This window comes from Streptomyces sp. NPDC058291 (assembly GCF_042880855.1).
Taxonomy (GTDB): domain Bacteria; phylum Actinomycetota; class Actinomycetes; order Streptomycetales; family Streptomycetaceae; genus Streptomyces.
This window is the reverse complement of the sequence record NZ_JBHVYK010000101.1, coordinates 17,167-27,010: the sequence shown is the minus strand read 5'-3', so window position 1 is coordinate 27,010 and position 9,844 is coordinate 17,167. Positions and strand designations below refer to the sequence as shown.

The following is a 9,844-nucleotide window of genomic DNA, read 5'->3' as shown; positions in this document are numbered from 1 at the left end:
GCCGCCGCCCCGGCCGCCGCCCGCCGGCCGCCGGCCGTCCCCGGGAGCGGGCCCCGGTTCTCCGACGCCGCACCGCCGGCCGTCGGCCCGCACCCGGTGCCGTCGCCTCGCTCCGCCCCCGCAATGCGCCGGCCGCAGGGGCGGATCGCCCAGCGGATCGTCCCCGTCGACCTGCAACCCGTCGTCCTGCGTGACGAGCTCGTCGAGCTCGGCGATCTGTTCCGCGCCTACCAGCGGCGCGCCGAACCCGACCTGGCGCTCCTCGCCGAATTGCAGGAGCGCAAGGCACGCGCCTTCGTCACCTGGGCCGAGGTGACCGGTGACGTCAATCTGCGGTGGGAGGCCCGGCGCGCCGAGCAGGCCGCCGTCGCCGCCCGCTCCCAGCACCTGCAGCGCACCGGCGGCTGCGCGGACGGCGAGGGGCCGGCCGTGGCCCGGCTGCTGACCGTGCCGACGCACTGGCAGCACCTGCGCTCCGTCCTCGCCTACGTGAGCGACCACAGCCCGCTGCCGGGCCCGGAGGCACGACTGCTGACGGTGATGCTGACCCTGCGCACCGCGCACTCCGGCGCGGGCAACCTCGTCGGGCAGGACGTGACCGCGCTGGGCCTGACCGACCCGGAGGACCTGATCGGGAGGCTGTCCGGCTGCGGCTGGCTCGGCATCCCCGGCAGCGCGGCCGACCTGATCGCCTCCCGGCCGGAGAACCCCACCGCGATCACCGTCCCGTCCCTGGCGCCCGACGAGGACGGCGCCGGACCGTTCCCGTTCGGCAAGAAGGTGCGGCCCAAACTCAGCGGCTGGGCCCAGAAGGTCGTCTCGGACAAGAAGCTCCGCAAGGCCAAGGCCTCGGCGACCACCCGGCTGCTGGCCCTGACCCTGGCCGCGCAGACCGAGGCCGACGGCCGGCTCGGGCCGGGCGGCCAGGGCATCGGACGCGCGTCGCTCACCGCCTGGTGCCCGGTGGATCCCGAGGAGTTGCAGCAGCTGGTCGACCAGCTGACCGCGGCGGACTGGCTCGCCGAGGCCGTCGTCACCGACGCCTGTCTCTCCGGCCGTCTCACCGAACGCGTCCTCCCGCTCACCTGCCCGCTGTGCTGACCGTACCCGCCGGGCCGGATCCGGGCGTCAGCCCGTTCCGGTCGTCCGTGAGGGGGCTCGGCGGGGAGCAGGAGGCCGGGGGCTCGGCGGCCGTCTCGGCCGCGAGCCGCCGGGGCGACTCCGCCGACGGGGGATCAGCGACGACAGCGGTCCGCGCCACCGGCATGAACTCCTCATCCCTCAGGGAGAGGTCAGCCGTGAGGGGCTTTCAGCACACGTAACGTCCCGGCGCGGCCGCCAACGGCCGTCCGCCCCGCCTCTTGCTGTGCTCGCGCCACCACGCCATATTGGTCCGGACCATTGCCGTCGGGCCGGGCCAGGAGGCGAAGCCGTGCGACGTGTCGTGCCGTGGATGGCGGGGAGCGGGCTGGTTGCGGCCGTGGCGTGCGGTTGCGCCCCCGTCGGCGGCTCCGAGGACGGACGGGCGCCAGGCGCGCCGACGGGCGTCACCGCCCGGGCCGGAAGTGCCACGAGTGTGCACGTCATGTGGAACGCGGTCGCCGCCGGTCCCGAGGTCAGCGCCTACGAGGTGTACCGGGGCGGGAAGAAGGTCGGCGACGTGCCCGGCTCCGCGCACATGCTGGACGTCGTCCGCCTCACCCCGTCCACCGCGTACGTCTTCACCGTCCGGGCCCGCGACGCCGTCGGGCGGCTCGGCCCGCGCAGCGTCGAGGTGCGGGCCACCACGCCGGCGGCCGCCGCGGCGGACCGCTCGCCCCCGACCACGCCGGGCGGGGTGACCGGCCGGGCCGCCGGCGGCCGGGCGGTCCAGCTGTCGTGGTCGGCGTCCACGGACGACCGCGGGATCGTGTCGTACGACGTCTATCAGGGCGACACGAAGATCCACAGCGTCGGGGGCGGCCAGACGGCGACGGTCGTCACCGGGCTGCGGCCGCACACCCGCTACTCGTTCACCGTCCGGGCGCGCGACGCGGCCGACAACGTCTCGCCGGCCGGCCCGCCGGTGCGCCTCACCACTCCGACGGGCGCCGACGAGGGGCCGGACACCGCGCCGGGCGGCTTCCGGGCCCTCTCCCGTCTCGCGGACGGCGCCTACTACCTCGACCTGTCCTGGACGCCGCCCCGGGTGGACGGCGTCGTCACGGAGTACCAGATCGAGCTCGACGGGCGGCCGGCGACCTCGCTGGTGTGGGGCGGCGCCCCGCCTCGCGGGAAGGCGGCGTACAGCTTCTACGCGGGACGGGAGGCGAGGGTCGGCCACCGGGTGCGGCTGCGGGCGCGGCTGCCGGACGGCACGTGGGGGGCGTTCTCGGTGGAACGGACGGTGACGACGGGCGAGAGCGCCTGAACACGGGCCGAACGCGGGGTGTGCGCCGGCCGCGTGAGCCGAACGCGGGGTGCGCGCCGTACGCGTGAGCCGAACGCGGGGTGCGCGCCGTACGCGTGGGCCGTACGGAGGAATCCGTCACCTGCCCGGTGGCGGCCCGGGTGCGAGGCGGGCGGAAGGCGCATTGGCTGGCCCCGAGGCAGCACGGGCGTACCCGATCCTCGGCGGCGCAAGGGATGTACCGCCACCGTGCCGCCGCCGGAGGACATCCGATGCGCACTTCCCGTCTCCTCGTCCGCTCAGGGCTGACCGTGGCAGCCGCCGCCGCGCTGCCCCTCACCCTGGCCTCCGGGCCGGCCGCCGCCCGGGCCTCGGGCATCTCCGTCAGCACGACCGGTTCCACGGTGTCGGTGGCGACCAGCGCGTGCACCCAGATCAACGGCAGCTGGGGCACCGCCGCGCTGCTCAGCGGCAGTCAGGCGAGCTTCTCCCAGGGTCGTCAGGTGGCCCTGTCCGGAGCGTCCGCCGGGCAGTCCGCCGCCTGGTCCGCCGTCTCCCCGGGCACGTACACCGTCGTCGTCATGTGCTCGCGCGGCGACACGGCGGGCACCCAGTCCGTCATCGTCTCCGCCCCGTCCACCCCGACGATCTCGGCGACGGCCTCGCCCTCGCGCGGGGTCATGGGCGGGCTCGGCGGCGCGGCCCGCGACTACGGCACCGTCACCATGGCGGTGGGCGGCGCGCTGGTGGGGGCGGGCGCCATCGCGGCGGCCTGGTTCCTGCGCCGCCGCTCCAAGCCGTACCGGCTCTGAGACCGACCGGTTCCGAGACCGAGCGGCTCGGAAACCGACCGGCTCCGAGACCGACCGGCGGGACCGACCGCCCCGGCGCCCGTCCGCGGCCGGCCGGCGTCGGCCCGACCGCGTCCCGCCGGTCGGCGTCAGCCCGGCCGGGGCCCGTCCTCGACGGCGGGCAGTCCCGCCAGGGCCTCGGTGAGCCACTGGGTCCAGAAGGTCTCCAGCTCGATGCCGGCGCGCAGGACCAGGTGCCGCAGCCTGGTCTGCGCGCTGTCCTCGCCGGGCGGGAAGTCGCGCTTCTCGATCTCCTCGTACTCGGCCAACTGCCGCCGGTGCAGCTGAAGATGGCGGCGCAGGTCGGTCTCCAGGCCCGCCGTGCCGACGACCGCCGCCGCGCGCAGCCGCAGCAGCATGGCGTCGCGGTGCGGCTTGGGGTCCTGGCTGGCCGCCGTCCACCGCGCGAGTTCGGCGCGGCCCGCGGGCAGGACCTCGTAGGCCTTCTTCTGCCCGCGGGCCGGATGCTCGGCCGGCAGGGCGCGGATGTGACCCTCGGCCTCCAGCCGTCCCAGTTCGCGATAGATCTGCTGGTGCGTCGCCGACCAGAAGTAGCCGATCGACTTGTCGAACCGGCGGGTCAGATCCAGCCCCGACGAGGGCCTCTCGAGCAGGGCGGTGAGGATCGCGTGCGGGAGTGACATGCCGTCATCCTAGGGAGGCGTCCGGGACGCCTACAGTGCCGCCGCCAGCTCCGTGCCCTGCTGGACGGCGCGCTTGGCGTCCAGTTCGGCGGCCACGTCCGCGCCGCCGATCAGGTGGACGGGGCGGCCGGCGGCGGCCAGGGCGTCGTACAGGTCGCGGCGCGGGTCCTGGCCGGTGCACAGGACGATCGTGTCGACCTCCAGGACGGTGCTCTGCTCGCCGACGGTCACATGGAGTCCGGCGTCGTCGATGCGGTCGTAGCGCACGCCCGGGACCATCGTGACGCCCCGGTGCTTGAGCTCGGTGCGGTGGATCCAGCCGGTGGTCTTGCCCAGTCCCGCCCCGACCTTGCTGGTCTTGCGCTGCAGGAGGTGGACCGTGCGCGGCGGCGCCGGGCGTTCGCGCGCGGTGAGACCGCCGGGGCCCCGGTAGTCCATGTCGACGCCCCACTGGCGGAAGTAGGCCGCGGGGTCCTCGCTCGACTTGTCGCCGCCGTCGGTGAGGAACTCGGCCACGTCGAAGCCGATGCCGCCGGCGCCGAGGATCGCGACGCGGTCGCCGACCGGCGCGCCGTCGCGCAGGACGTCGAGGTAGCCGACGACGCTCGGGTGGTCGACGCCCGGGATGTCGGGGGTGCGGGGGCTGACGCCGGTGGCGACGACGACCTCGTCGTAGTCGGCCACGTCCTCGGGGCCGACGTGCGTGTCGAGCCGTACCCGCACGCCGTGCGCGTCGAGCTGGTGGCGGAAGTAGCGCAGCGTCTCGTCGAACTCCTGCTTGCCGGGGACCTTGCGGGCGACGTTCAGCTGGCCGCCGATCTCGCTCGCCGCGTCGAAGAGGGTGACGTCGTGGCCCCGTTCGGCCGCGCTGACCGCGCACGCCAGGCCGGCCGGTCCCGCGCCGACGACCGCGACGCGTTTGCGCAGCCGGGTCGGGGCGAGGACCAGCTCGGTCTCGTGGCAGGCGCGCGGATTGACCAGGCAGGAGGTGATGCGGCCGCTGAAGGTGTGGTCGAGGCAGGCCTGGTTGCAGCCGATGCAGGTGTTGATCGCCTCGGGCGTGCCGGCCGCGGCCTTGTTGACGAAGTCGGGGTCGGCGAGCATCGGGCGGGCCATGGACACCATGTCCGCACAGCCGTCCGCGAGCAACTCCTCTGCCACCTCGGGGGTGTTGATCCGGTTGGTGGTGACCAGGGGCACGGACACCGCGCCCATCAGCTTCTTCGTCACCCAGGTGTAGGCGCCGCGCGGCACGGAGGTGGCGATGGTGGGGATCCGCGCCTCGTGCCAGCCGATGCCGGTGTTGATGATCGTCGCGCCGGCCGCCTCGACGGCCCTCGCCAGGGTGACGACCTCGTCCAGGGTCGAGCCGCCGGGCACCAGGTCCAGCATGGACAGCCGGTAGACGACGATGAAGTCCTCGCCGACCGCCTCGCGCACCCGCCGGACGATCTCGACGGGGAAGCGCATGCGGTTCTCGTACGAGCCGCCCCAGCGGTCCGTGCGGTGGTTGGTCTGTGCCGCGATGAACTCGTTGATGAGGTAGCCCTCGGAGCCCATGATCTCGACGCCGTCGTAGCCGGCCTGCCGCGCGAGGCGGGCGGCGCGGGCGTAGTCGTCGATGGTGCGCTCGACGTCGGCGTCGGTGAGTTCGCGGGGTACGAAGGGGCTGATCGGCGCCTGCAGGGGGCTCGGGGCGACCAGGTCCGGGTGGTAGGCGTACCGGCCGAAGTGCAGGATCTGCATCGCGATGCGGCCGCCCTCGCGGTGCACGGCGTCGGTGACGAGACGGTGCTGCTCGGCCTCGGCGTCCGTGGTGAGCCGGGCGCCGCCCTCGCCGGGCCGGCCCTCGTCGTTGGGCGCGATGCCGCCGGTGACGATGAGGCCCACTCCGCCGCGCGCGCGGGCGGCGTAGAACTCCGCCATGCGCTCGAAGCCGCGTTCGGCCTCCTCCAGGCCGATGTGCATCGAGCCCATCAGGACGCGGTTGGGCAGCGTGGTGAAGCCCAGGTCGAGCGGGCTCAGCAGATGGGGGTAACGGCTCATGGCGGGCCTCCGTGCGCGGCGGTAGTCCCTCAGTTCTAGAGGACCGCGCACGGGTTGTGCAACTAGTTGCACAATCAGGCCCGCTCATGTGCCGCAGGTCACCGGCCGGCCGGGTTCACCCGCTCAGGTGCTCACCGGCTGACGCTCACCGGCTTTCGAGCAGCACGTGCAGCTCGCGCTCCTGGTCGCCGGAGGCCGACGACAGCTCGCGCACCGAGAACACCGAGTCGAGCGTCGAGCGCAGCCGCTCGATCGCCCAGTAGCTGCCCTGCGCGTCGGCCTCGACGGAGGACGAGAGCCGGGCCGGCTCGGCGCAGTCGCGCGCTTCGGTGACCTCGAAGGTCCCGAGCCACACCATCGGGCGCGACTCGTGAAGCTGCTGCGGCTCCTCGCCGGCGCCGCGGTCGGACTCGAAGCACGCGTTCAGCGTGTCGAACACGATCCGGGCGTCTTCCTTGCTGCATCCGCTGATCTCGACGGAGACGGACTCCTCGTGCGATCGCTCGCGATCCATCGTGATCGCTCCTCTCTTGGGGTGGCGCGGCTGTGCGGGTTCCCCGCGAACCGCGCCACATCCCAGAAAACCATCCCTTTCCGAGCGGGACCAGCGACGGACCGGCGAGGCGAGCGGCCGCCGGCCCGTCGGCGGCGCCGGTCTCAGCCGCGTGTGAAGCGGTACGTCTTGCTGTCGGTCAGCACGCAGAAGCCGGGCGAGACGACGATCACGCGCAGGGTGCCGGTACGGCGGTCGTAGTCGACGCCCTCCGCCTCGAACGAGCCCGAGCACGAGCTGCGCAGCGGCAGCTGGCGCAGTGCCGTGACATGGCCGGTGACGTCGCCTTGGCCGTTCGGCGCGGCGGACAGGTCGATCTGCAGGAGGGGCTTGGTGACGCCGAAGAGGGTGCCGGCCGGGTCGTCCGAGGAGCACAGCAGGGTGGTCGGACCGGTGAAGTCGCAGCCCTGGACGTCCCGTACGGCGTGGTCGAGGCGGACGGTCGACGCCTGCGGCAGGTTGGCGGAGGACGAGGTGCCGGCGTTCGCACCGGGGGTGGGGAAGACGAGGAACCGGGTCATGGTGCCCCACTCGCCCGAGAGCATCCACTGGCTGTCCGGCGTGATCGCGACCCAGGAGTTGTTCAGGGCCTCGCCGGGGCCGAGCGCGTGGACGTACTCGGACCACGCGCCGCCGGGCGCCTGCACGCGGTACATCTTCGAGCCGTTCGAGTCGCTCTGGTAGGGCTCGACGTAGTAGCCGCCGTACGAGGCGTCGGGGTCGCCGACGTGGTTCCAGCCCCGGACCGACAAGGACAGCGGGACGGTACCGATGCCGGTGTAGCGGTTGGCGCTGCCCGAGGGGACCTCGACCGAGGCCAGGCCCTGGCTCTCGGTCAGCGGATCGGCGCGGTCGGAGCCGATCTCGGTCCAGGAGTCGGCGGCCGCGGCGGGCGGGGCCGCGGACAGGGCGGTGACGGTCGCGACCGCCAGCGCGAGGAAGGAGGCGCGGGCGATGCGGACCGCGCCGGCCAGGACGGCGCGGCGGCGGACGGGGCGCAGGGGCATGGGACTCCTCGTGACGGGGGGTGGGGCGCGCTCGGCGCACAGTCTGGCCCGCCGGGATGGTCATGTACAGACCAATCAGATGGACGGTGGCGGGCCCTGAGGAGAACGGCGCGCCGAGCCGTACTGGAGGACCATGGAGATGTCGTCCCGGGCGCGGGAGAAATGGGTTGAGCGCGAGAGAACAGGGGGACTCGGCATGGGGGACGGCGTGCCGCATCGAGGCGCGGAGGCGGTGCGTGGCATGAGTGCAGCCGGATCGTCCGCGGCCGACAGCGGTGGGCCCACCGGGCCCAGCGGGCTGCTGGACGTGCTGAACGTGGCCTCGGTGGTGCTCGACACCGAAGGCCGCATCGCGCTGTGGAGCCCCCAGGCCGAGGAGCTGTTCGGCTATTCGGCGCAGGAGGCGCTGGGCAGGTACGCGGCCCGGGTGATGGTCCACGAACGGCATGTCGACCTGGTCGTGAAACTGTTCGCGGACGTCATGGCCACCGGCCAGAGCTGGGCGGGGGCGTTCCCCATCCGGCGCAAGGACGGCACCACCGTGCTGGTGGAGTTCCGCAACATGCGGCTCATGGACGACCGCGGCGACGTCTACGCCCTGGGCCTCGCCGCCGACCAGTCGACGGTGCGCCGGCTGGAACGCGACGTGGCCCTGTCCACCCGGATGGTCGCCCAGTCCCCCAACGGCCTCGCCGTCCTGGACACCGACCTGCGGTACGTGTCGGTCAACCCGGCGCTGGAGCGCATCAACGGCGTGCCGGCCGAGGAGCACCTCGGGCGCACGGTGCGCGAGGTGCTGCCGCTGGTGCCCGCCCACGCTCTGGAGGACGCGGCACGCCAGGTCCTGCGGACGGGGGAACCGCTGGTCGACCGCTTCTCGGCCGGACGCACCCCGGCCGACCCGGACCGGGACCACGCGTGGTCGGTCTCCCTGTACCGCCTGGAGGACGCCCGCGGAACCGTGCTGGGCGTCGCCGTCTCGGTCAGGGACGTCACCGACCGGCACCGCGCGGCCGTCGAGGCCGAGGCCGCACGCCGCCGGCTGGCGCTGATCGCCGACGCCTCGGCCCGCATCGGCACCACCCTGGACCTGGAGCGCACCGCCCGTGAACTGGCCGAGGTGGCCGTGCCGGAACTCGCGGACGTGGCCGCGGTGGACCTGCTCGACGCGGTGGTGGCGGGCCGGCGCACCAGCCTCGGCCCCGCCGAACCCGCCGTCATCCGCGCCCTCGCGGTGCGGGCCGCCGACGAGCCGGACGCGCTGCGGGCGGCCGACCAGCCCGGAGAGGTGGCCCGCTACGCGCCCGACCGGCTCGTCACCGAGTGCGTGCGCTCGGGCCGGCCGGTCATGCTGGCCCAGGTCGAGAAGGCCGACCTCGCCCGCATCGCCCGCTCCCCGGAGGCGGCCGCCCTGCTGGCCCGGGCCGGCGTGCACTCCTATCTGGCGGTGCCGCTCATCGCGCGCGGCGAGGTGCTGGGCGCCCTCGACCTCAAACGGACCCGCAACCGGCTCCCGTTCAGCCATGACGATCTGCTGCTCGCCCGTGAGCTGGCGGCCCGCGCGGCCGTTCAGATCGACAACGCGCGCTGGTACCAGAACGCCCGCACCACCGCGCTCACCCTCCAGCGCAGCCTGCTGCCGAGCCATCCGCCCGTCACCGGCGGCCTGGAGGTCGCCTCCCGCTACCAGCCCGCGGGTGCCACCACCGAGGTCGGCGGCGACTGGTTCGACGTCATCCCGCTGCCGGACGGCAAGACGGCGCTCGTCGTCGGCGACGTCATGGGCAGCGGCATCGACGCCGCCGCCGCCATGGGCCGGCTGCGGACGGCGACGACCACGCTGGCCTCGCTCGATCTCGACCCGGCGGTCCTTCTGGAGCACCTCGACCGCATCACCCAGGGCCTGGACCACTCCATCGCCACCTGCGTGTACGCCGTCCACGACCCGGCGCTCGGCCGATGCAGGATCGCCAACGCCGGGCATCTGCCGCCGGCCCGGGTGCGCCCCGGCCGCCCGCCCGAGCTGCTGGAGCTGCCGACCGGCGCACCGTTGGGCGTGGGCGGCGTGGCGTTCTCCACGACCGACGTCGACTTCGCCCCGGGCGACCAGCTGGTGCTGTACACGGACGGGCTGGTCGAGACCCGCACGCACTCGCTCGACGAGCGTCTGGAGGCGCTGCTGGACCTGCTCGACGATCCCGCCCGACCGCTGGAGGATCTGTGCGACCTGTTGCTGGAGGCGCTGCACCACCCGGACAACCACGACGACGTCGCGCTGCTGGTGGCGCGGGCGCTGCCCGCCGCAGAGACGGACTGACACCCGGGTTCACAGGTTCTCGTTACCGCTTCCTTAC

The 9,844-nt window shown here is 74.1% G+C and carries 8 protein-coding genes; 4 read left to right on the top strand and 4 right to left on the bottom strand.

Translation table 11 applies throughout. The features are described 5' to 3' along the window. From ACFVYK_RS33215 to ACFVYK_RS33205, 3 genes are all read left to right on the top strand, one after another. Nucleotides 1-1,101, top strand: a 1,101-nt coding sequence (locus ACFVYK_RS33215) for a hypothetical protein (RefSeq protein ID WP_389780416.1), incomplete at its 5' end; no start/stop codon positions are given. Nucleotides 1,102-1,453: 352 nt separating this feature from the next. Then, nucleotides 1,454-2,410: a fibronectin type III domain-containing protein gene (locus ACFVYK_RS33210; protein WP_389780418.1), complete on the top strand. Its 957-nt coding sequence runs from the start codon at nucleotides 1,454-1,456 to the stop codon at nucleotides 2,408-2,410. Between the two features lie 251 nt (nucleotides 2,411-2,661). After that, entirely contained in the window at nucleotides 2,662-3,201 is a 540-nt protein-coding gene (locus tag ACFVYK_RS33205; RefSeq protein WP_389780415.1) for a hypothetical protein, read from the top strand. A gap of 128 nt (nucleotides 3,202-3,329) precedes the next feature. On the opposite strand, the gene ACFVYK_RS33200 is transcribed toward ACFVYK_RS33205, so the two are convergent. From ACFVYK_RS33200 to ACFVYK_RS33185, 4 genes are all read right to left on the bottom strand, one after another. Then, nucleotides 3,330-3,884, bottom strand: coding sequence for a PadR family transcriptional regulator (locus ACFVYK_RS33200; RefSeq protein ID WP_389780413.1), 555 nt, complete (start codon nucleotides 3,882-3,884; stop codon nucleotides 3,330-3,332). 30 nt (nucleotides 3,885-3,914) lie between these two features. Then, nucleotides 3,915-5,930 (bottom strand): FAD-dependent oxidoreductase, encoded by a 2,016-nt coding sequence (locus ACFVYK_RS33195; RefSeq protein ID WP_389780412.1) that lies wholly within the window; start codon nucleotides 5,928-5,930, stop codon nucleotides 3,915-3,917. 145 nt (nucleotides 5,931-6,075) lie between these two features. Further along, nucleotides 6,076-6,444 carry a hypothetical protein gene (locus ACFVYK_RS33190; protein ID WP_389780411.1) on the bottom strand — a complete coding sequence of 123 codons (369 nt, stop codon included), beginning with the start codon at nucleotides 6,442-6,444 and terminating at the stop codon, nucleotides 6,076-6,078. A 143-nt stretch (nucleotides 6,445-6,587) separates the two neighbouring features. Further along, a complete protein-coding gene (locus ACFVYK_RS33185; RefSeq protein ID WP_389780410.1) occupies nucleotides 6,588-7,490 on the bottom strand; it encodes a hypothetical protein in 903 nt (300 codons plus the stop codon). A 241-nt stretch (nucleotides 7,491-7,731) separates the two neighbouring features. Between ACFVYK_RS33185 and ACFVYK_RS33180 the strand changes: the two genes are divergently transcribed. Further along, nucleotides 7,732-9,807, top strand: coding sequence for a SpoIIE family protein phosphatase (locus ACFVYK_RS33180; RefSeq protein ID WP_389780409.1), 2,076 nt, complete (start codon nucleotides 7,732-7,734; stop codon nucleotides 9,805-9,807). Nucleotides 9,808-9,844: the final 37 nt, after the last annotated feature.

Bases quoted from the DNA above. Each gene is read 5' to 3' on its own strand.
- ACFVYK_RS33180 (WP_389780409.1), top strand. From the start codon at position 7,732: ATGAGTGCAGCCGGATCGTCCGCGGCCGACAGCGGTGGGCCCACCGGG.
- ACFVYK_RS33195 (WP_389780412.1), bottom strand. From the start codon at position 5,930: ATGAGCCGTTACCCCCATCTGCTGAGCCCGCTCGACCTGGGCTTCACC.
- ACFVYK_RS33190 (WP_389780411.1), bottom strand. From the start codon at position 6,444: ATGGATCGCGAGCGATCGCACGAGGAGTCCGTCTCCGTCGAGATCAGC.
- ACFVYK_RS33185 (WP_389780410.1), bottom strand. From the start codon at position 7,490: ATGCCCCTGCGCCCCGTCCGCCGCCGCGCCGTCCTGGCCGGCGCGGTC.
- ACFVYK_RS33205 (WP_389780415.1), top strand. From the start codon at position 2,662: ATGCGCACTTCCCGTCTCCTCGTCCGCTCAGGGCTGACCGTGGCAGCC.
- ACFVYK_RS33200 (WP_389780413.1), bottom strand. From the start codon at position 3,884: ATGTCACTCCCGCACGCGATCCTCACCGCCCTGCTCGAGAGGCCCTCG.
- ACFVYK_RS33210 (WP_389780418.1), top strand. From the start codon at position 1,454: ATGGCGGGGAGCGGGCTGGTTGCGGCCGTGGCGTGCGGTTGCGCCCCC.